Below are 20,275 nucleotides of genomic sequence, written 5' to 3'. Positions count from 1 at the left end.
CCCCCCCCCCCCCCCCCCCCCCCCCCCCCCCCCCCCCCCCCCCCCCCCCCCCCCCCCCCCCCCCCCCCCCCCCCCCCCCCCCCCCGCCCCCCCCCCCCCGCCCCCCCCCCCCCCCCCCCCCGACGCATGGGGTCCGGTCGGCGTCGTCACCATCCGCGCGGTCGGCGCCGGCGCACGTTCCCGCGGGAACGCTCACCCGATGGAGGAGGACACCGTCGCCGGACTCAAGGGCGGCCCCTCCCCGGCCGAAGGAGAGGCTGCCCGACAACGAGGGGGCCACCGCCGGGGGCCCGATGCCCGCCCAGCAGGAGGACCGCCGTGATCGGTCTCATTCGCCGCACCGGCGACTACTGCCGTATCGACCCCGACACGATCGAACGCGTCGAGGCCACCCCGGACACCGTCGTCTTCCTGATCGACGGTGCGCGGTACTGCGTCGTCGAGACGATCGACGAGATCATCCAGATGATCCGCGACGACCGCGCCGGCGTCATCGCCGCGTGCTACGTCCTCGACCGCGGTGAGGACCCCGACCCGATGGGGCTCGGCTCCTGCGGCGTCGCCGTCGCGCCCGAGGCCCACGCCCGCGGTCCGGTGGTCCGTCTCCCGTAGCCGGAGCCCCGTGACCGGGGGACCCGTGGCCGCAGCGACCGGCCGCGACAGGGGTGACGGCGACCGCGGGGCAGGCGATGATGTGCCGGTCACGAGACTCCGTGACGTCGTGTACGAGGCATCGACCCACGGAGCGCTCGATGACGGGCCCCCACCGCTCTCCACCGGCCCCGTGGCGGCTCGTGCTCGTGGTGGGGACCGCCTACGCCGTCGGCTCGGCGGTGTCGTTCGCGCTCTTCGAGGCCTCGGCGATCGGGGCGGTGTTCTTCCCTCCCGCGGGCGTCACGTTCGCGGCGCTGGTCCTCACCGAGCAGCGCCGGTGGCCGTGGGTGCTCGGCACCGCGGCCGTCGTCGAGGCCGCCGTCGACCTCCTCTTCGGGCTGCCCGCCTGGTCGGTCGCCGGCTTCGTGCTGGCCAACGTCGCCGAACCGCTGGTGGGCGTGCTCCTGCTGCGCCGCTTCGTCCCGCGGGTCGACCTCCGGCGCCGCCGCGACCTCGGCGCCTTCATCGGCTGCGGCGTCGTCGCCGGTCCCGTGGTCGGCGGGCTGATCGGGGCGACCACCAACGACCTGGCCCTGGCCCGGGACTGGTTCGACGCCTTCTTCCCCTTCTGGGCCGGTGACGGCCTGGGCGTCCTCACCGTGGCCGGCACGGTGCTCACCTGGCGGGACGGCGACGCCTGGCCGAGCCCGGGGACGACGCTCCGGCGGGCCCTGCTGCTCGCCGTGGCCGCCGGGGTCACCGTGCTGGCCTTCTGGCCGACGACGGTGCCGCTGTCCTACACCACCATCGCGCTGCTCGTCGTGTACGCGGTCCGCTGGGGCGTCCCGCTGGTGACCGCCGCCGGGCTGGCCGTCACCCTCACCGCCAACGTCATGACCGCCGCGGGCCGGGGACCGTGGGCGCCCCTGGCCGGGGCCCCGAACCTGGAGATCGCCAGCCTGCAGCTGTTCCTCGCCGTCGCCGTCCTCACCGCCTGGCTGCTGGCCGTCGAGATCGGTGAGCGGCAGGAGGCCCGGACGGTCTCCGAGCGGGAGCGGGCGGTGCGCCGCCGGGTGGAGGCGCTGCAGGAGGTGACGGCAGGGCTGGCCACCGCGGCCACGTCCGAGGCGATCGCGCAGGTGATCGTGCGGCGCGGCATCGGCCTGGTCGCGGACCAGGGGGCCGTCGGCGTCCTCACCCCCGACGGCGCCCGGCTGCGCAGCTGGAGCACCAGCCCCGCCGACCCCGCGCCGGCCGAGCGCGACCTGCCGCTGGACGCGCCCGCCCTCATCGCCGTCGCCGCCTGCAGTGGCCGGCCGGTCCGGGCGCAGCTCCCGGCGCCGCTGCGCGTGACCTTCCCGGCGGGCCTGGCCGGCGAGCCGTACGACGACAGCCACAGCGCGCTGGCGGTGCCGGCCCGGATCGGCGAGGTGACCGTCGGCGCCCTCGGCTTCGGTTTCGGCTCCGACGCCGCGGTCGACGAGGACGTGGCCGCGGTCGCGACCACCCTCGCCGAGCTGATGGCCCAGGCGCTGCTGCGCGCCCGCCTCTACGAGCGCGACCACGAGGCGGCCCACGAGCTGCAGCGGGCGTTCCTGCCCGCGCTGCCCGAGCACCTGCCGGGGATCGACGTCGCCGGCTGCTACCGGCCCGCCGACCAGGAGCACGACATCGGCGGCGACTGGTACGACGTCTTCCCGGTGGCGGAGGGGCGGACGGCGCTGGTCGTCGGGGACGTCGTCGGGCACGACCTGCCCGCCGCGGCCGCGATGGGCCGGCTGGAGACCGCCCTGCGGGTCATCGCCGGCGGTCCGCACACCGGGCCGCGACAGGTGCTCGAGGCGCTGGACGAGGCCTGCCCGGCCATCCCGGGCGCGGCGTTCGCCACGCTCGGCTACGGCGAGTACGACCCGCACACGTGCCTCCTCCGGTACGCCTGCGCCGGCCACCCGCCTCCGCTGCTCGTCACCGACCACCGGACCCGCTACCTGGAGGGCGGCCGCTCCACCCCGCTGGCGGTCGCCGCCGGACCGCGCGCCGAGGCCGAGCTCACCGTGCCGCCCGGCTCGATGCTGGTCTGGTACTCCGACGGCCTGGTGGAGCGCCGCGGCAGCGACCTCGACGCCGGCATGGGGCGGCTGGCCGAGGTCGCCGCCCGCATCGACGGCGACGACCCGGCGGTCTGGCGGGACGTCGTCATGACCGAGCTGACCGGCGACGGTCACCTGCGGGACGACGTGGTGCTGCTCTGCCTGCGCCTGGGCGCGGAGCAGACCGTGGACGGCGACGACCCGGCCGCGCGAGAAGGGGTGCGCCGTTCGGCGCCCCGGGCCTCGCTGCGCCTGGTGGCCGCGCAACCCGCGGGAGGACCCGCCGCCCGCGCTGCGGAACCCGCGGGTTGACCCGCCGCCCGCTCAGGAGCCGGTGTCGCCCAGCCAGTGGGCCAGCCGGCCGCTGCGGTGCACCGCCAGGATCCGCCGCTCGGTCGCGGGTCGTTCCGCCGGGTCGGTGAACACCAGCAGCACGTCGTCGGTCTGCAGGCGGGTGTGCGGTGCGACGGCGAACGTGGCGCCGTCCCTGGCCAGCAGCCCGGGGGTCGCGCCCTGCGGCAGCCGCAGCTCGTTCATGTAGACGCCGTGCAGGCGCGACCCGGGCAGCACGCGGACCTGCAGCAGGTCGGTGCCCAGCTCGTGCAGCGACGAGGTGCCGACGTCGAGGTCCAGGGGCACGCCGTCGGACCCGGCCCGTGGGGCCGCCGGGGACCCGGCCCGTGGGGCCGCCGGGGCCCCCGGCACGAGGCGGCGTGGGATGCAGCGGGCCAGGCGCGGTGAGGAGTAGACCGCGATCGGGCCCAGGACGGCCAGGACGAGGACGTAGCCGGCGGCGAACGAGCCGAGCCGGGAGTCCAGCCCGGCGGCCAGCGCCAGGGAGGCGAGGACCAGCGAGAACTCGCCGCGGGTCAGGACGGTGAGCCCGATGTTCGCCGCGCCCGTGCGCCCGAGCCCGTGCAGGCGCGCGGCGACGATGCCGGCCACGACGGCCAGCACCACCGTCGTCCCGGCGGCGACCAGGATCTGCGGCAGCACGGCGACGACGTCCCCGACGTCGATGGTCAGGCCGAAGTGGAAGAAGAAGATCGCGCCGAAGCCGTCCCGCAGCGGGTGGGTCAGCTGCCGCAGCCGTGGCGCGGCCGGCGTGGACGCCAGGATCAGGCCGATCATGAACGCGCCGATGGCGTCGGAGACGCCGAGGTGCTCCCCGGCGCCGGCCGTGGTGATCGCAAGCCCCAGGGCCAGGACGACGACGATCTCCTCGTCCTTGGTCCGCATCAGCCGGCTGACCAGCCGTGTGCCGTACCGGGCCACCAGGGAGAGGACCAGCAGGAACGCGAAGGCGACGGCCGTGCCGACGGCGGCGTCGAGGAGGCCCTCGGCGCCGCCCAGCACCGGCTGGAGCAGCGCGAGGTAGAGGGCGAGGAAGAGGTCCTCGATGACGATGATCCCGAGGATCACGCGGGTCTCGGGGTTGCCCAGCCGCCGGGTCTCCACCAGCAGCTTGGTCACGATCGCGGACGACGAGATGCCCACGATGCCGGCGACCACGAGGGCCTCCGACGTGCCCCACCCCAGCGCGAAGCCGAGCGCCAGCCCTCCGCCGATGTTCAGGCACAGGTAGACGCCGGCGGCCGCCGCCAGCCGCCGTCCGCCGGAGGTGAGCTGCGCGAGGGAGAACTCCAGCCCCAGGTAGAAGAGGAGGAAGACCAGCCCGAGGCGGGCGACGAGCTCGAGCTCGCCCGGGTCCCCGACCAGGACGAACCCGGGGGTGTGCGGCCCCAGCAGCACACCGGCGAGCATGAACAGCGGGATGGTCGGCAGCCCGATGGGGACCCCGGCGCGGGCGACCAGCCCGCACACGAGGAAGGCGCCGCCGAGGGCGAGGAGTGCCTCAGCGACGTGGTGCACCCGGCCCCCTCGTTGGACGTCCTCCCCGCCTGCCGTTTCGTCGGCCCTCCATCGATCCTCAGGGGCCGGACGGCGGGGGCGGTATCCGTGCCAGCACCCATTCCCGGGCGGCCGGGGCATGGGTGCTGGGCCCCATCTTGTGCTCGGGTCCTTGGCCGACGCCCCGCCGTGCCCGAGGCTGACGCTGTCGATTCGGGGAACGGTGCTGGGGGCGGCGGATGGCACAGGGGACACGGCTCGGGGCCGGTCGCGGGCTGCCGCTGTTCTGGCGGGTCTTCCTGGTCAACGGCGCCGTCTTCGCCGTGGGCACCGCGGCGCTCGCGGCGTCCCCGGCCACCGTCTCGACACCGGTGCTGGCGCGGGAGGCGGTGGTGCTCGCCGTCGGTCTGTCGGTGATCCTGGTGGCCAACGGGGTGCTGATCCGCACGATGCTCGGTCCGCTGGACCGCCTCCGTCGCCTGATGGAGGACGTCGACCTGCTCCGCCCGGGACACCGCCTCCCCGAGCAGGGCAGCGGCCCGGTCTCCGGCCTGATCGACAGCTTCAACGCCATGCTCGACCGGCTCGAGGCCGAGCGCGCCGCCGCGAGCGGGCAGGCGCTGGCCGCGCAGGAGGCCGAGCGCCGGCGGGTCGCCCAGGAGCTGCACGACGAGGTCGGGCAGAGCCTGACCGCGGTCCTGCTGGGCCTGCGGCGGGTGGCCGACCGGGCGCCTGCCGACCTCCGCCAGGAGGTGCTCCTGGTGCAGGAGACCGCGCGGGCGGGTCTCGACGAGGTGCGGCAGGTGGTCCGGCGCCTGCGGCCCGGTGTCCTCGACGACCTGGGCCTCGTCAGCGCCCTGACGTCGCTGGTGACCGAGCACGCCCAGCTCACCGGCGCGGACGTCTACCGGCGGCTCTCCCCCGACCTCCCGCCGCTCGGCCCCGACGCCGAGCTCGTCGTCTACCGGGTGGCGCAGGAGGCGCTGACCAACGTCGCCCGGCACGCCGACGCCGGGCGGGTGTGCGTCGACCTGGCCCCGACCTTCGCCGGGGACGCCGTCCAGCTGCGCATCGTGGACGACGGGCGCGGCCTCGGCGACGCGCGGGAGGGGGCCGGGATCCGGGGCATGCGGGAGCGGGCCGTGCTCGTCGCCGCCACGCTCACCCTGGGCCCCCACCAGGAGGGAGGCACCGAGCTGCGGCTGCTGGTCCCGGCGCCCGGTGCGGAGGACGGCCGGTGACCTGCCCGGCGCCCACCCGCATCCTGCTGGCCGACGACCACGCCCTGGTCCGCCGCGGCGTCCGGCTGATCCTCGACAACGAGCCCGACCTCAGCGTCGTCGCGGAGGCCGGCGACGGCGCGGAGGCGCTCGCCCTCGCCCGCGTGCACGCCATCGACCTCGCCGTCCTCGACGTCGCGATGCCGCGGCTCACCGGCCTGCAGGCCGCCCGGGAGCTGTCCCGCCGTTCACCGGGGACGCGGATCCTGCTGCTGTCGATGTACGACAACGACCAGTACTTCTTCGAGGCGCTGCGCGCCGGCGCCTCCGGCTACGTGCTCAAGTCGGTGGCCGACCGGGACCTCGTCGAGGCCTGTCGCGCGGTCGTGCGCGAGGAGCCGTTCATCTACCCGGCTGCGCTGACCGCGCTGATGCGCGAGTACCTGCAGCGCGCCGGCCGCGGGGAGCGGCTGCCCGGCAGCATCCTGTCGGCCCGCGAGACCGAGGTCGTCAAGCTCATCGCCGAGGGCCGCTCCTCGCACGAGATCGCGGCCCTGCTCGTGATCAGCGTCAAGACCGTCGAGCGGCACCGGGCCAACATCCTGCAGAAGCTGGAGATCCGGGACCGGACCCAGCTCACCCGCTACGCCATCCGCACCGGCCTGATCGAGCCCTGAGCCGTTCCACGGCGCCCGCCGCGGTCACGGTGCGCCGCTGCGGGCCATCCCGCCCTTGAACGTCGGCCAGTCGGCGGCCCCGAGCGCCCGCCCGGTGGTCCACGCGAACACGCGGCCCGTGAGGCCCCCGGCGTCGGCCGTGGTGGCCTCCACGATCCAGGCCGTGCCGTCGACGTCCGCCACGGTCGGTGTCGCCGTCATGGGGTCGCTGCCCGCGGCGGTCTCGCCCGCGCCCACCACGTCACCGTCGGCGCCGTCGAAGACGTGCACCCACTGCTCGCCGCCCACGAGGACCTCCTGCTCCCCGTCGCCGTCGACATCGGCGATCGACGGTGAGGCGTGGAGCAGCGGGCACTCCTGGGTGTACGTGACGGTGCCGTCGTTCGGCGGCAGGTCCACGTCGTTGCCCGCGCACCGCGCCCACATCCGCCGGCCGTCGCCGCGGTAGGCGTAGAGCAAGCCGTCCTCGGCCACGAACGCGACCTCGGGCCGGCCGTCGCCGGTGAGGTCCCCGACGGCGGGCGACGAGGTCACGTTGTGCCCGACCGTCACCGGCCATCCGGGCAGGTCGCTGCCATCACCGCGGAGACCGAAGACCTGCGTGCCGCGCATCGGCTGTTCGCCACCGTCCCACATGGTGGCGCCCATGTTGCCGGTGCCGACGACGACGTCGTCGCGCCCGTCACCGTCCAGGTCCGCCAGGGCCGGCGTCGACCACACCACCTGCGTCGGGACGAACCGCGGCCAGCCCGGCTTCGGCCGGCCGTCGCCGGTGAACGCCCCCACCCATCCACCGTGGTCCGGGTGGCAGGCCTGGCCCGGTGCGCCGTCGCAGTCCCAGCCGACGACGATCTCGTCGACCCCGTCGCCGTCGATGTCCCCCACGGCGGGGCTCGACCAGGACGTGTCCTGCAGCGCGACGGGGAACCCGGTCAGCTCGTCCGGGTCGACGCCCGGCCCCCAGGCGTGCAGGTACTGGTCGAAGCCGCTGACGACGACGTCCAGCCTGCCGTCGCGGTCGATGTCGGCGACCGCGGGGGTCGCGAACGCGCCGCCCCAGTTGCTGCCGTCGCCGATCGTGGCGGAGAAGACCCGCCGCAGGTCCGACGTCAACACACCGACGTCGCCATGGGTGTTCGCGTAGACGATGTCGAGCCGGCCATCGCCGTCGTAGTCGAGCAGCCCGGGCGACGCCTGGACGGCCCCCGGCCCGGTGGAGTAGTCCAGCCACCGCGATCCGGTGTCGGTCCGCCAGGCGTAGACGTGCCCGTTCGGGAAGCCGGCGACGACGTCCATGACGCCGTCGCCGTCGACGTCCCCGACGGCCGGACTGGAGAAGCGCTCCCCGATCCCGCTCAGGTCCGCCCCGAGCGGCACCTCCCAGCCGTTCGCGGGGGTGAGCTTCCGCAGTCGTGCGGACCCTGCCGGATCCGCCGCCGGCAGGGAGCACGCCGTCAGGACGGCCGCGAGGAGGACCGCCACGACCGGGGGTCGGGCGCCCGACACGCCGGTGACCCCCGCCGACGCCGACGGTCGCCGGGGAGCCCGCGGCACCGGGCGCTGGACGGCGGCGAGCACGTCAGGACATGCCGGCTGCGGTGGCCCGCACCTGCTGCGTCGTGGTCGCAGTCCAGCTCGCCAGGAGCTTCAGGGCGTCCTCCGATGCCGTGCCCGGCTCGGCGGTGCAGACCGTCAGGTGCAGGTCCTCGGGACCCTCGGTCGGCAGGGCCGTGGAGTGGTGGACCAGGTCGAGGGTGCCGACCGCCGGGTGGCGGAACTGCTCGACCCCGGTGCGGTGGATGCGCACGTCGTGCGTGGCCCAGCGCGTGCGGAACTCTTCGCCGACGGTGGACAGCTCGCCGACGAGCTCGCGCAGGTCGCGGTCCTCGGGATCCCGGCCGGCCTCGGTGCGCAGGAGGGCCACGGTGGTGCTCGCCGCGCCGTCCCAGTCGGGGTGGAAGTCCCGCGCCCGCGGGTCGAGGAACTGGCAGCGGGCGATGTTCGCCGGCCGGCGAGGGTCGGCGAACACCGGTGAGTAGAGCGCCCGCCCGAGCGTGTTGGCGGCCAGGACGTCCATGCGGCCGTCGAGGGCGATCGCCGCCGAGGAGCTCATCGAGTCCAGCAGCCACTGCACCCGTGGGCGGACCCTGACCCTGCGGCGTCGCCGGGACGTGCGGGTCGGCTCGGCGGCCCGGGCCGGGTTGGACAGGTGGTGCCGCTCGGCGTCGTCCAGCTGCAGCGCGCGGCCGACGGCCTCCAGGACGTCCTCGGAGACCCCGGCGAGGACGGCGACCTCCTCGCGGCGCAGCCCGGGGACCCACCTGCGCCCGCGGCCGGGCAGGAGTCCCGCCTGCTCGGGCGTGATCCTGGCCCGCCGGCTGGCCAGGAAGTCGCGGATGTCGGAGCGGTTGTCCACCTCGTCGACGGTACGGCGACCGGCCGCCGGAGGGGGGCGAGCTGACACCCCCACCAACTCGCACTCCCGCGCCCCCGGGCGACGGTGTTCCGTGGTCGGCGAGGGCCCGGTCGACGGCCCGGGACCACTTCCGGTCCTGGCCACCGGCCGTTCCGTCGGAGGGCGCACGGCCTTGGAGCCCGGCGTCCGGTTGCACGATCCGGACGCCGGGGTAGTCCGCACCGTCGAGCGGGCGGACCGTTCCGGGGTCGCCCGCTACGGACCTCCGTGCGCCGTCCCGGTCGGCGACCACGCCACCACCCCGGCGTTCGCGTGGAGCCCACGCTGACCACCCGACCTGCCAGGACGGCGGCACCCGCCGCCTGGAGCCCACCCGCAGAGAGGACACGCACCACCATGCGAGGAGCAGTTCTGCACGCCCCCGGTGACGTCCGCGTCGAGGAGCGCGAGATGCCGCGGATCGAGCAGCCCACCGACGCGGTCATCCGGCTGGCCGCCGCCTGCGTCTGCGGCTCGGACCTGTGGCCCTACCGCGGGATCGAGGCGGTCGACGGCCCCAGCCCCATGGGGCACGAGTACGTCGGCGTCGTCGAGGAGGTCGGCAGCGACGTCCGCGACGTCGAGCCCGGCCAGTTCGTCGTGGGGTCGTTCTTCGCCTCCGACAACACCTGCGAGATCTGCCGGGCCGGCTACCAGACGCACTGCGTCAACCGGCAGCCGGGCGCCGCCACCGGTGCGCAGTCCGAGTACGCCCGGATCCCGCTGGCTGACGGCACGCTGGTCGCCACACCCGGTACGCCCGACGACGACCTGATCCCGAGCCTGCTCGCGGCCTCCGACGTGCTGGGCACCGGCTGGTTCGCCGCTGTGGCGGCCGAGGCCGGCCCGGGCAAGACCGTCGCCGTCGTCGGCGACGGCGCCGTGGGGCTGCTCGGCGTCCTGGCCGCGAAGCAGCTGGGCGCGGAGCGCATCGTGGTCTTCAGCCGGCACGCGTCCCGGCAGGAGCTGGCGCGCGAGTTCGGCGCCACCGACGTCGTTCCCGAGCGCGGCGACGAGGGGGTGGCCCGCATCCAGGAGCTGACCGGCGGGCTGGGCGCGCACTCGGTCATCGAGGCCGTCGGCACCCAGGAGTCGATGATGCAGGCCATCCGGGCCACCCGGCCCGGCGGGCACGTCGGCTACGTCGGCGTGAGCCACGACGTCTCCCTGCCGGGCGCGGAGCTGTTCTTCTCCGGCGTCCACCTGCACGGAGGCCCGGCCCCCGTCCGCCGCTTCCTACCGGAGCTGGTCGACCTGATCTGGAACCGGGAGATCGACCCGGGGAAGGTCTTCGACCTCGAGCTCCCGCTGGAGCAGGCCGCCGAGGGCTACCGGGCGATGGACGAGCGCCGCGCCATCAAGGCGCTGCTGCGTCCCTGACCTGCCCACGCCTGGCAAGAGCGCACCGCCGGACGCCCGCGCCGTCCCGGCACCCCTCGCTCCGGCCTCGCGGCCGGGGCTCTCGTCCGCGTCCACCACGCCGCACCCTCCCCCTGGGAGTACGACCATGCAGATCACCCGGGGCTCGATCGACACCGCGAGGGCGCCCGCAACCGCACCCCTGTGCCGGCCGACGCGGCCACCCGGTCGCCGTCGGTCGCCCGCTGAACCCGCCGCAGCCATCGGAGCCGAGCGCCGGAGGGCCGGCCGGCCCCGGTCGCGGGTCTTCGGCACCGGCTGCCCTGCTCGCCTCCGCCGCCCAGCCGCTGCTCGCCGCCGCTCCCCCGCTGCCGACGCGCGGACGGCGCCGGGCCGGACGGCACCGGGCCGGACGGTGACGCACGGCTCTCCGTCGTGGACGCCGGTCGCCGTCCTCGTCAGCCCGGTCGTCGCCACACCTGCAGCGCGGTGCTCACGGGCGCCGCCGGAGGGTCTCCACCGGCTGGACGCCGTAGCGGTCCCGGTACTGAGCGGCGAACCGGCCGCGATGGGTGAACTCTCCGTGGTGGGCGACGGCCTCGACGGTCGTCGTCCTCGGGTCAGCCAGGAGCAGGTCGCGGTGGGCGTACCGGAGCCGGACGTGCCGCAGGTACCCGGTCGGCGAGATCTGGATCGACCGCTGGAAGCCGTGCTGCAGGCCGCGCACGCCGACGCCGCAGGCGCGCGCGATGTCGGCCACGGTGAGCGGCTGGTCGGCGTGGGCCTCGATGTAGTCGCGCGCCCGACGCACGACGGAGGCACCTGCGGCGGGCGCTGGTGCGGCGAGTTCGTCGCGGTGATCGTGCAGTGCGGTCAGCAGGAGACCGCTCAGCACGCTGTGGGTGAACGGAGCGGCCACCAGCGGTTGGCGGATGAGGGAGTTCTCGTCGGCGAGGTCGGTGGCCAGGTAACGAACGAGAGCCAGCCATTGAGCGCCGCGACCGGTGGAGAGGTCCATGCCGAGGTCGAGGTCGATCCGGGAGCGCAGCGGCCGGTCGAGCAGCTGCTCGAGCTCGCGCCCCACAACGCCCTGATGGACCAGGTGATGGGCACCTACAGCTGGGGCGAGGGCGCGCTGCGGGAGTTCCACGAGGCCATCAAGGACGCGCTCGACCCCAACTCGATCATGGCGCCGGGCAAGTCCGGGATCTGGGGCCGCAAGTACCGCGACCAGGACCTCTGAGCCCGCACCTGGCTCCCGGGTGGGCCGTGCCGCGGCACCGCCCACCCGGGGCCACCTCCCCTGCCCTCCCCACGTCGTGCTGCGCCACGACGCGATGTGCCGCGCGCCGCGCAGGAGGAACCCACCATGACCGTCACCGAGAACCTCCGGCCGCCACCGCCGCGCGGTCCGAGGTCCACCCCGGCCAGATGCGTCGTGTGTGCGTTGCACCGGGCCCTTGTCGCACGTCGAACGGCGAGTCGTCCAGCTCCAACGGCGGCGGGCTGCAACCGGAGACGACTCAGGGCGGCCTCCTTGCCGGAGGCCGCCCTGAGTTCGATGGGGTGGAGCTGAGGGGACTCGAACCCCTGACCCCCACACTGCCAGGCCGTCATGATCGCATTCGTCGCGGTTCACTGTGGTTCCGTAAGCCGCGTGACGTGCCGGTTCGCACGACAGCGAACAGTGGGACACCAGCGCGAACGCCGCCAACTGCAACCAGAATTGCAACCACGCCGGCGAGGCCGCTCTGGGAGCCACGGCGCCCCGAGTGTCTTTGAGGTCTACCACCCTCTGGTGGCCCCAGGACCGATCCTGGTGCGGGCCGTCTGCGTCAGGCGACGGCCGCGATCGCCAGCCCATGCAGTGGCTCGGCGACGCGCAGCCGGTCGCAGATCCGATCCAGGCAGCTGCCGCAGCCGGTACCCGCAGCGCATGCGTCGCCGACCTCTTCCTCTGTGTGCGCTCCGGCGGCGATGGTCCGGTCCAGCTCGGACTCGCTGACGGCGAAGCAGATGCAGACGTACACGGTGAGACTCCCGAGGTGAGTCCTCCGACCAGTGAGGTCCAGAGGGGACTGCCCACAGCCTCCGGCGTGAGCATGTGTTCAGCTGTACCGATCCGGACGTCGTCCGTGACGGATACGGACGCACGTCGGCGGGGTCAGGCGGCCGCGCCGACTGACTCGACCAGTTCTTGACGAACCGCGCCAAGGTCATGCGGGTCGAGATCGACACTCCTGGTGCAGCGTCGAAGAGCGAACCGGTCTCCCACAGGCCGCCCTACGAGCGGCCGGCGTCGGTACCTCTGAGCGGCCCATCCAGGGACATTCGATCCGGGACAGTCGATCTCCCGGCGATCGTGCGCCCACATGGCTCTGCCTGTCGCTGTCGCGCAGGCGACGGCGTGGTCAACGGCAGTGGGCGTCGAGGATCCAGCGTCCGGCCGGTCGTTCCAGCAGCGAGTCCGGCCGAGCGGCGCCGAGATCGCTGTCTGTTGAGCGCGGGGTGCGCTTGAGGGTGACCGAGCTGATCCGGTCGGCCAGCTCGGCGGGGATCTCCCAGTCCTCGGGGGCGCCGGTGGCGCAGGCCTCGTGGGCGAGGGCGGCGGCGTACACGGCTTTGGCGTCGGACTCGTCGAGACCGGTGAAGCGGACGCGGGCCTTGTGCGGGGCGTCAACGGCGACGACCCCCTCCTGGGGGCAGCCGCCGAGGCACTGCACGTTGCGGATGGCGATGGGGTTGTCGGGTTCGTTCTCGACGACCTGCACCAGGGCGGCGGTGAGCCGTCGGCCGAACTCGCCGGTGGCACGGGGGTCGTAGCGGGGGCAGGTGCGACAGATCAGCAGCGTCATGGTGGCTTCCGGGTCGGGGGTGCCGGCGGCCAGGGCGTGCCCTGACCGCCGACACCCGGTCGACGTCAGAGGAGCGGCGTCAGGGGCGGTGGGCCACCACGGACGCGGCCTGGTCGTGGACGAGGTCGGCCGCGCGCGGCGCGGGCGGAGTGTGGTCGTCCTCGGCGTGCTCCTTGTGGAACCGTCCGCCCTTCATGACGTAGTTGATCTTCGAGTGGTCCTGCAGGATCGTGATGTCGGCCAGCGGGTCACCGTCGACCAGGATCATGTCGGCGAGGTAGCCGGGCTGGACCTTCCCCAGCTCGTCGGGGCGCAGCATGATCTCCCCGCCCCAGGCGGTCGCGGAGATGATCGCCTCCATCGGGGTGAAGCCCAGCAGCTCGACGAAGTGCTGCAGGTCGCGGGCGTAGGTGCCGTGCGGGGTCCAGGCGAAGCCGTAGTCGCCACCGGGCAGCACCTTGATGCCGCGCTGGTGCATCTCCCGCAGCCCCTTGACCGCGATGTCGAGCTCCCGCTTGTAGCCGACGGCCTCGGCAGCCTCCTGCGGGAACCCGAACGCCTCGGCCTCGTAGAGCGTCGCGATCAGCCAGTTGATGCCCGGAGCGACGAACACCCAGTCCTTGTTGGCCTCGAGCATGTCCATGCCCTCGGCGTCGGTGAAGGACGCGTGGTAGATGATGTCGACCTTGTTCCGGACGCACATCTTCACGCTCTCCGCGCTGCGGGCGTGGGCGCAGACCCGCTTGCCGCGGCGGTGGGCCTCGGTGACGGCGGCGGCGGTCTCCTCCTCGGAGAAGTAGGTGTCCTCGGCGCGCTGGGTGCCGGTGATCTCCTCCCCGGTCATCGACAGCTTGATCTGGTCGACGCCGATCTCGATCAGCTCCCGGACGGCCTTGCGCATCCCCTCGGGGCCGTCGGCGAACTTGGTGATGCCCTTGACCAGCGCCCCGCCGGTGACCGAGATCTCCGGGCCGTTGGCCAGGTAGCGCGGGCCGGGGAAGCGGCCGGCGTTGATCGCGTCGCGGCAGACCACGTCGAGGCGGTCCTTCGCCGAGGCCGCGCCCAGGCACATGGTGTAGCCGGAGTCGATGTAGGTGCGGGCGGACTCCAGGGCGAACAGCAGGTGCTCCTCGACGGGCATGGTGCCCAGGCCGTCGAGATCGGCGCTGTTGTTCCAGGTGAAGTGGGTGTGCGCGTCGCACAGCCCGGACATCAGGGTGCGTCCTCGGCCCTCGATGACCCGGGCGCCCTGGGCGCGGGAGGGTTCGACGGTGCCGACGACGGCGATGCGGTCGTTCTCCACCAGGACGTCGCCGGGATAGGGGTCGGCGCCGGTGGAGTCGAGGATGCTGACGTTGCGGAACAGCACCTTGTCGGGCGAGACGGGCATGGTGCATCTCCTCTGCGGGGGCGGGACGCCGGCCGGACGGCCGGCGCCTGGATCGCGCCCGACGGGCGCGGTGGATGGGGTGGGACGGAGCGGGTGATCCCGGAGCGGGGTCAGAGGAACTTGAGCAGCTGGTCGGTGACCGGCCGGGCGGCTTCCAGCGCGGTCCAGTGGCCGACGCCAGGCAGGATCTCGACGGTGGCGTTGCCGTGCGCGGCGGCCAGATCGGAGCTGGCCTCGGGCGGGCCGACCTTGTCGTCGGCGCCGGTGACCAGCAGCAGCGGCAGGTTCGGGTCGACCGGCCCGGGGTCGGTGGCGTTGGCCAGCGCCTCGCAGTTGCGGGCGTAGCCCTCCGGGTCCTGGCGCATGACCAGCTCCCGGACGAAGGCGGCCACCTCGGGCCGGTCCCGGCGGGTGGTCTCCGACAGGGCGTTGGCGACCACGGCCGGCGCGACGGCGGCGGTGCCCTTCTCCCGCAGCAGGGCGGCGCGGTCGCGCTGGGCCTGCCGGCCGGCCTCGGCGGGTTCGCGGACCGCGCCGAGCAGGGCCAGCTTGGTCACCTTCTGCGGATGCCGGGCGGCCAGCGCCCGCACCACCAGCGTGCCGAACGAGTGGCCGACCACGGCGGCGGACTCGACGCCGAGCTCGTCGAGCAGCGCGGCGAGGTCCTCGGCGTGGGACTCCGCGCTGATCCCGTCGGCCACCGGGGACCGTCCGGCGCCGGCCGAGTCGGGCCGGATCACCCGGAACCGCTCGGCCAGGGCGTCGGTCTGCACCTGCCAGAAGTTCGAGGTGCCGCCGAGGCCGTGGACCAGCAGCACGGCCGGCCCGTCGCCGTCGATCTCGACGGCGAGCTCCTTGCCGTTGACGTTCACGATGTCTCCTCCGTCGTTCATGTCGGATCGGGGCTCAGGCGACGCGGTTGCGCTGGGCGCCGAGCCCGGTGATGGAGACCTCGATGACGTCGCCGGAGGTCATGAACTTCGGCGGGTCGAAGCCGATGCCGACGCCGGCAGGGGTGCCGGTGGCGATGATGTCGCCGGGCAGCAGGGTGATCCCGGCGGAGATGGTGGCGATCAGCTCCGGGATGTCGAAGATCAGGTCCTTCACCGACGCGGACTGCCGCTGCTCGCCGTTGACCGAGCTCTCCACCACCAGCGCGGTGACGTCGGGCACCTCGTCGGCGGTCACCGCGTAGGGGCCCATCGGGCAGTGGGTGTCCAGCGACTTGCCCAACAGCCACTGCTTGTGTTCCCGCTGCAGATCCCGGGCGGTGAAGTCGTCGATGATCGTGTAGCCCCACACGTGGTCGAAGGCCTGCTCGCGGGTGATGCCCCGGCCACCGCGGCCGATGATCACGCCCAGCTCGGCCTCGTAGTCCAGCTCGCTGGTCACCCCGTGGTGCGGGTCGATGTCGTCGAACGGGCCGGTGACCGAGGTGGTGGCCTTCGAGAAGACGATCGGCTCCTCGGGCAGCGCCTCGGAGCGGTCGGGGGTGTCGTAGCCGCTGCGGCCGAACTCGACCACGTGTTCGCGGTAGTTCTTGCCGACGGCGAAGATGTTGCGCCGCGGCGTCGGGATCGGCGCCAGCAGCCGCACCCCGTCCAGCGGCTGCTCCGGCTGGGCGGCGGCCTGCTGCTCGAGCTGCGGGCCGAGCTCGGCCCACCGCTCGATCAGCTGCAGCACCCCGATGCCGGCGGGCAGGAGAGGGGAGACGTCGTGGACCACGCCGCGGTCGGCGTCGACCATGCCCACGCGCTGGTCGGTGCCGGTGGAGAACGTCACGAGCTTCATGAGGTGTCAACCAATCTGTACCAATGTGACCAATGCTCGGCTGCGGGGAACGCTACGGCGTGACGCGCGCCATGTCGAGGGGAGTTTTGACTTGCTTTTCAGCGTTTCGGATTGGTGTCGATTGGTCTTACGCGGTACGGTGGCGGAGTGTTGAGCACCGAGCAGGCGTTGCGCACCCTCGTCGACGATGGGGTCGCCGAGGGCTCCCTGGTCCCCGGCGCGAAGCTGCCCACCGAACGAGACCTGGTGGAGCGGCTGTCCGCGCCGCGCAGCGCGGTCCGCCGCGCCCTCGACGCGCTCGAGGCCGAGGGGTTGGTCATCCGCCACGTCGGGCGGGGCACCTTCCTCAGCGAGGCGGCGTTGCGCCGCAACGGCGGCGCCCCGGCCGACTGCAGTCCAGCCGAGATCATGCAGGCGCGCCTGGTGATCGAACCGCCGCTGGCCGGGCTGGCGGCGCGCGTGGCCCACCAGGCCGACCTGGACCGGATCACCGCCTACCTCGACGCCGGCGGCGCCGCCGAGGACTTCGAGGGCTTCGAGTCCGCCGACGCCAAGCTGCACCGGGCGATCGCCGAGTCCGCGCACAACGGCCTGCTCATGAACATGTTCGACGTCATGAACACCGCCCGCGGACTGCCCGTGTGGGGCAGCCTCAAGCGGCGCACCTCCAGTCCCGAGCGGCGCCGCTGCTACCACACCGAGCACACCGCGATCGTCGAGGCGCTGTGTGACCGCGACCCCGACGGCGCCGAGACCACCATGCGCGACCACCTGCGCCACGTCGCCGACAACCTCCTCGGCCGCCCCTGACCACCCCGGGCTACGCGATCCCGGATCGTTTACGTCGTCAGCGCAGGCGGACATCGGCCAGGCGCGGTCGCCGATGGAGCCGATTGCGGATGGGCGGCCGAGGTGTCTGAAGCAGCCCTCAGGGACACCCTTGCATCGCTGCCAATCGTCTCGAAGGACCCGCGCATCGCGCGGCGACCGACTCCGTAGCGCCACCGGTTCTCAACTCCCGCCGGCACTGGAGACCCGCAAGATCAAGTGCCACACACCTCTTGCACCTCGGGTCTTGGAATTCGTGGTGATGAGTTGCTGAAGGCTCGTGTGCAGCGTCATGGGCATGGGAGACAGCGGAAGCCCCGGTTACCGAGCGCGGCAGCGCGGACAGGAATCCCGGCGGCGTCAGCGGGCGGAGCAGGCACCAGTCACCAAGGCCGCAACGGCACCCGACGCTGAGATGGCCGGTCGCGAGCGACGGGCCGCGGCACGGATCTGTGGGTGGTGCGGCGGCCCGATCACCCCGAAGAGCCGTGGACCGATCCCCAAGTGGTGTTCGGCCACCTGCCGACACCGAGCCTGGGAGCAGACACGGGCCACGACTTCAGCTCGTGCACCCGTTCAGGTGGTCGAGAGACTGGTGCGAGTCCACGTCCCCCTGGTCCCGACGCGGCGCGACTGGCCACATCTTCTCGAGGAGCTCGTCGGCCAGTTCAGCGACGGTCGCGTCTACGACCGCGACCTGCCCGGGCTTGCGCGGCAACTGGAGAAGGTGCTGCAGGCCTACCGGCGCCGCGCCCGGCTGACCGGAGCTCCCAACGTGTACTGAGCCCGATCTGCAGCACTTCTCCAGTCGCCAGTGGGCTGTTGGCAGCGGCCGGGCAGCGTCCTCCTCGAGCAACTGGAGGGCGCCTGAAGGGAGCCGGCGCACTCTCGGGCGGCAACAGCGCGACGCGACCGCAACAGCACTCCATCCGCAGCCGGTCGCCGTCGCGCGGGAACGCTCACGGCAGGAGGCGATGGCATGGGTGATCCGCAGCCCCTGCGCGACGTGCTGGCCGGCGGCGCACTCCTGCTAACCCCCGAGGAGGCCGCGCTGGTCTTGCGCGTCGGCAGAACCACCATCTACCCGCTCATGAAGGCAGGCGACCTGCGGCCCGTCCACATCGGCCGTAGCTGCCGCCTGTCCCGGGCGGGGCTCGAACGCTTCGTCCGCCGCCTGGAGGCTCCCCCGCCTGTTCCCGCTCGTCCGCCGGCACGCGGCCGCACCGCTGAGGACCAGCATGGACTCTTTGAGCTCTGCCCCACACCGGACGACGCGGCGTGAATCCACAGGAAGCTCCACCGCTGTCCGCCTGCTCGGCCAGACTGAGCCGCCGGCCGAGATCCAGGGGTAGCCGATGACGGGACGCGCGTCGAACGGCGAGTCGTCGATCTACAAGGGCGCCGACGGCCGTTGGCACGGCTACGTCTCCGTCGGGTTCAAGCTGGACGGCAAGCTCGACCGCCGCCACGTCAGCAGCAAGAGCCGCGGCGTCGTGGTCACGAAGGTCCGAGAGCTGGAGCGCAAGCGGGACAACGGGACGGTCAGCGAGGCCTCGACCCCAACAGTCGCCTGGTGGCTCGAGCACTGGCTGACGACCATCGCGCCGCGCCGTGTGCGCCTGCGGACCCTGGAGAGCTATGAGTCCGCCATCCGCCGGCACCTCATCCCCGGCATCGGCCGCCACCGACTCGACCGGCTCCGGCCCGAGCACCTGGACCAGCTCTACACGGCCCTGCTCGACGGCGGCTACTCCCCCGCCTCGGTGCTCCGCCACCACCGGATCCTGTCCCGGGCCCTGACCGTCGCCGTCCAGCGCGGCCACATTCCCCGCAACGTGGCCGCGCTGGTCGACGCGCCCGCCCAGCGCCCCAGCGACATCGCCGCCGCCCTCGACCTCGGTGAGGCCCGCGCCGTCCTGGCCGCAGCCGCGCACGTTCGCAATGCCGCCCGCTGGACCGTCGCCCTCGCACTGGGCCTCCGGCAGTCCGAAGCGCTGGCGCTGCAGTGGAAGGACGTCGACCTGCTGAACAACACGCTGACGGTGCGGCGCAGCATCCACCGCGTCCGCGGCGGTGGGCTGATCTACGAGGAGCCCAAGAGCAAGCGCAGCCACCGCACCCTCGCGCTGCCGCTGCCCCTGGTCGCCGAACTGCACCGACACAAGGCCGCCCAACTCGGCGAGCGGATGCTGGCCGGCTCTGAGTGGCACGACGAGGACCTCGTCTTCGCCCAGCCGAACGGCCGGCCCATCGACAAGAAGACCGACTACGACGACTGGTCCCGACTGCTGAAGGCCGCCGGCGTCCGGCACGTCCGCCTGCACGACGGCCGGCACACCGCCGCCACCCTGCTGCTGAGCGAGAACGTGCACCCGCGGGTGGTCATGGAGCTGCTCGGCCACAGCCAGATGCGCACGACGATGGACATCTACAGCCACGTCATGCCCGCCCTGGCCCGCGAGGCGGCTGACCGCATGGGCACGGTGCTGCTCGCAGATATGGGTCGGCAAACTGCAACCACAACTGCAACCAGAGACGACACAGGCCGCCCTCCCGAAGGAGAACGGCCTGGTCAAGAGGGTGGAGCTGAGGGGACTCGAACCCCTGACCCCCACACTGCCAGTGTGGTGCGCTACCAGCTGCGCCACAGCCCCTTGCCCGGCCCGGTCTCTTCCCCGAGCCGTCGACAACTGTACAGGGCCGCGTCGGCGCGCTGACGCAGGGGGTGTGGGCGGGTCAGCCCTGCTTCATCTGGGCGATGCGGATGTGGTTGCCGAAGGGGTCTCGCAGGCCGAAGTCGATGCCGTAGGGCTGGTCGACCGGCTCCTCGGTGATCTCCACGCCCTTCGCCTTCAGCTCGGCGTGGGTCTTGTGGGCGTCGTCGCAGGCGAAGAAGAGGTGGCCGCCGGCGACCCCCTTGCTGACGGCGTCGCGCACCTGCGCGGCGGTCTCGTCGCTCATCGACGGCGGTCCGGGCCGCTCCAGCAGAACGGCGCGGTCGGGCTGGCCCGGCAGGTTCACGGTGAGCCAGCGCATGGGCCCGAAGTCCATGTCGGCCTGGACCTCGAACCCGAGCTTCCCGACGTAGAAGTCGAGGGCGGCGTCCTGGTCGGGGACGTAGATCTGGGTGATGGTGATCGCGGTCAGCATGGGAGCGACGCTAGA

Annotated in this window: 19 protein-coding genes, 1 tRNA gene and 1 pseudogene; 10 read left to right on the top strand and 11 right to left on the bottom strand. The window is 73.5% G+C overall.

Annotated elements, in window-relative coordinates; translation table 11 throughout:
- The first annotated feature begins 318 nt into the window (after positions 1-318).
- A complete protein-coding gene (locus ACI782_RS03480) occupies positions 319-612 on the top strand; it encodes a flagellar FlbD family protein (protein ID WP_456906096.1) in 294 nt (97 codons plus the stop codon).
- 140 nt (positions 613-752) lie between these two features.
- Positions 753-2,996 (top strand): SpoIIE family protein phosphatase, encoded by a 2,244-nt coding sequence (locus ACI782_RS03475; protein ID WP_456906094.1) that lies wholly within the window; start codon positions 753-755, stop codon positions 2,994-2,996.
- Positions 2,997-3,008: 12 nt separating this feature from the next.
- On the opposite strand, the gene ACI782_RS03470 is transcribed toward ACI782_RS03475, so the two are convergent.
- A complete protein-coding gene (locus ACI782_RS03470) occupies positions 3,009-4,556 on the bottom strand; it encodes a cation:proton antiporter (RefSeq protein ID WP_456906092.1) in 1,548 nt (515 codons plus the stop codon).
- A 218-nt stretch (positions 4,557-4,774) separates the two neighbouring features.
- On the opposite strand from ACI782_RS03470, the gene ACI782_RS03465 reads away from it, so the two are divergent.
- Both ACI782_RS03465 and ACI782_RS03460 read left to right on the top strand, forming a co-directional pair.
- On the top strand, positions 4,775-5,776 hold the full coding sequence (locus tag ACI782_RS03465; RefSeq protein WP_456906090.1) for a HAMP domain-containing sensor histidine kinase: 1,002 nt from the start codon (positions 4,775-4,777) through the stop codon (positions 5,774-5,776).
- Positions 5,773-6,432: a response regulator gene (locus tag ACI782_RS03460; protein ID WP_456906088.1), complete on the top strand. Its 660-nt coding sequence runs from the start codon at positions 5,773-5,775 to the stop codon at positions 6,430-6,432. The genes ACI782_RS03465 and ACI782_RS03460 overlap by 4 nt, the downstream gene beginning before the upstream one ends.
- A gap of 24 nt (positions 6,433-6,456) precedes the next feature.
- On the opposite strand, the gene ACI782_RS03455 is transcribed toward ACI782_RS03460, so the two are convergent.
- Together ACI782_RS03455 and ACI782_RS03450 are read right to left on the bottom strand one after the other, a co-directional pair.
- On the bottom strand, positions 6,457-7,809 hold the full coding sequence (locus ACI782_RS03455; protein ID WP_456906086.1) for an FG-GAP repeat domain-containing protein: 1,353 nt from the start codon (positions 7,807-7,809) through the stop codon (positions 6,457-6,459).
- Between the two features lie 202 nt (positions 7,810-8,011).
- Positions 8,012-8,848 carry an MmyB family transcriptional regulator gene (locus tag ACI782_RS03450; protein WP_456906084.1) on the bottom strand — a complete coding sequence of 279 codons (837 nt, stop codon included), beginning with the start codon at positions 8,846-8,848 and terminating at the stop codon, positions 8,012-8,014.
- Positions 8,849-9,244: 396 nt separating this feature from the next.
- Between ACI782_RS03450 and ACI782_RS03445 the strand changes: the two genes are divergently transcribed.
- Complete coding sequence (locus ACI782_RS03445) at positions 9,245-10,267, top strand: zinc-dependent alcohol dehydrogenase family protein (RefSeq protein ID WP_456906082.1); 1,023 nt, start codon at positions 9,245-9,247, stop codon at positions 10,265-10,267.
- Positions 10,268-10,739: 472 nt separating this feature from the next.
- Here ACI782_RS03445 and ACI782_RS03440 read toward each other — a convergent pair whose 3' ends face one another.
- Complete coding sequence (locus ACI782_RS03440; protein WP_456906080.1) at positions 10,740-11,330, bottom strand: helix-turn-helix domain-containing protein; 591 nt, start codon at positions 11,328-11,330, stop codon at positions 10,740-10,742.
- A 9-nt stretch (positions 11,331-11,339) separates the two neighbouring features.
- On the opposite strand from ACI782_RS03440, the gene ACI782_RS03435 reads away from it, so the two are divergent.
- Positions 11,340-11,489 carry a hypothetical protein gene (locus ACI782_RS03435; protein WP_456906078.1) on the top strand — a complete coding sequence of 50 codons (150 nt, stop codon included), beginning with the start codon at positions 11,340-11,342 and terminating at the stop codon, positions 11,487-11,489.
- Positions 11,490-12,081: 592 nt separating this feature from the next.
- Here ACI782_RS03435 and ACI782_RS03430 read toward each other — a convergent pair.
- The 5 genes from ACI782_RS03430 to ACI782_RS03410 form a co-directional block, all read right to left on the bottom strand.
- Positions 12,082-12,276: a (2Fe-2S)-binding protein gene (locus tag ACI782_RS03430; RefSeq protein WP_456906076.1), complete on the bottom strand. Its 195-nt coding sequence runs from the start codon at positions 12,274-12,276 to the stop codon at positions 12,082-12,084.
- 381 nt (positions 12,277-12,657) lie between these two features.
- On the bottom strand, positions 12,658-13,101 hold the full coding sequence (locus ACI782_RS03425; RefSeq protein WP_456906074.1) for a DUF1636 family protein: 444 nt from the start codon (positions 13,099-13,101) through the stop codon (positions 12,658-12,660).
- A 79-nt stretch (positions 13,102-13,180) separates the two neighbouring features.
- On the bottom strand, positions 13,181-14,491 hold the full coding sequence (locus ACI782_RS03420; protein ID WP_456906072.1) for an amidohydrolase family protein: 1,311 nt from the start codon (positions 14,489-14,491) through the stop codon (positions 13,181-13,183).
- A 110-nt stretch (positions 14,492-14,601) separates the two neighbouring features.
- Positions 14,602-15,363 (bottom strand): alpha/beta fold hydrolase, encoded by a 762-nt coding sequence (locus ACI782_RS03415; protein WP_456906070.1) that lies wholly within the window; start codon positions 15,361-15,363, stop codon positions 14,602-14,604.
- Between the two features lie 34 nt (positions 15,364-15,397).
- Positions 15,398-16,282, bottom strand: coding sequence for a fumarylacetoacetate hydrolase family protein (locus ACI782_RS03410; protein WP_456906068.1), 885 nt, complete (start codon positions 16,280-16,282; stop codon positions 15,398-15,400).
- A 147-nt stretch (positions 16,283-16,429) separates the two neighbouring features.
- Between ACI782_RS03410 and ACI782_RS03405 the strand changes: the two genes are divergently transcribed.
- From ACI782_RS03405 to ACI782_RS03390, 4 genes and pseudogenes are all read left to right on the top strand, one after another.
- Positions 16,430-17,092, top strand: coding sequence for a FadR/GntR family transcriptional regulator (locus tag ACI782_RS03405; RefSeq protein WP_456906066.1), 663 nt, complete (start codon positions 16,430-16,432; stop codon positions 17,090-17,092).
- Between the two features lie 613 nt (positions 17,093-17,705).
- Positions 17,706-17,894, top strand: a complete 189-nt coding sequence (locus ACI782_RS03400) for a hypothetical protein (protein WP_456906064.1) — start codon at positions 17,706-17,708, stop codon at positions 17,892-17,894.
- 195 nt (positions 17,895-18,089) lie between these two features.
- Positions 18,090-18,392, top strand: a complete 303-nt coding sequence (locus ACI782_RS03395; RefSeq protein ID WP_456906062.1) for a helix-turn-helix domain-containing protein — start codon at positions 18,090-18,092, stop codon at positions 18,390-18,392.
- 73 nt (positions 18,393-18,465) lie between these two features.
- Positions 18,466-19,539, top strand: a pseudogene (locus ACI782_RS03390) (site-specific integrase); the annotation flags it as partial.
- 152 nt (positions 19,540-19,691) lie between these two features.
- Here the strand turns inward: ACI782_RS03390 and ACI782_RS03385 are convergent.
- Both ACI782_RS03385 and ACI782_RS03380 read right to left on the bottom strand, forming a co-directional pair.
- Positions 19,692-19,764 (bottom strand) — tRNA-Ala (locus ACI782_RS03385).
- Positions 19,765-19,846: 82 nt separating this feature from the next.
- The gene (locus tag ACI782_RS03380; RefSeq protein ID WP_456906060.1) at positions 19,847-20,260 is read right to left on the bottom strand and encodes a VOC family protein; all 414 of its coding nucleotides are present in this window, start codon (positions 20,258-20,260) and stop codon (positions 19,847-19,849) included.
- Positions 20,261-20,275 lie beyond the last annotated feature (15 nt).

The sequence above is a fragment of the Geodermatophilus sp. SYSU D00703 genome (assembly GCF_054050155.1).
The sequence above is the reverse complement of the archived record's forward strand: the minus strand, read 5'-3'. Positions and strand labels throughout refer to the sequence as shown.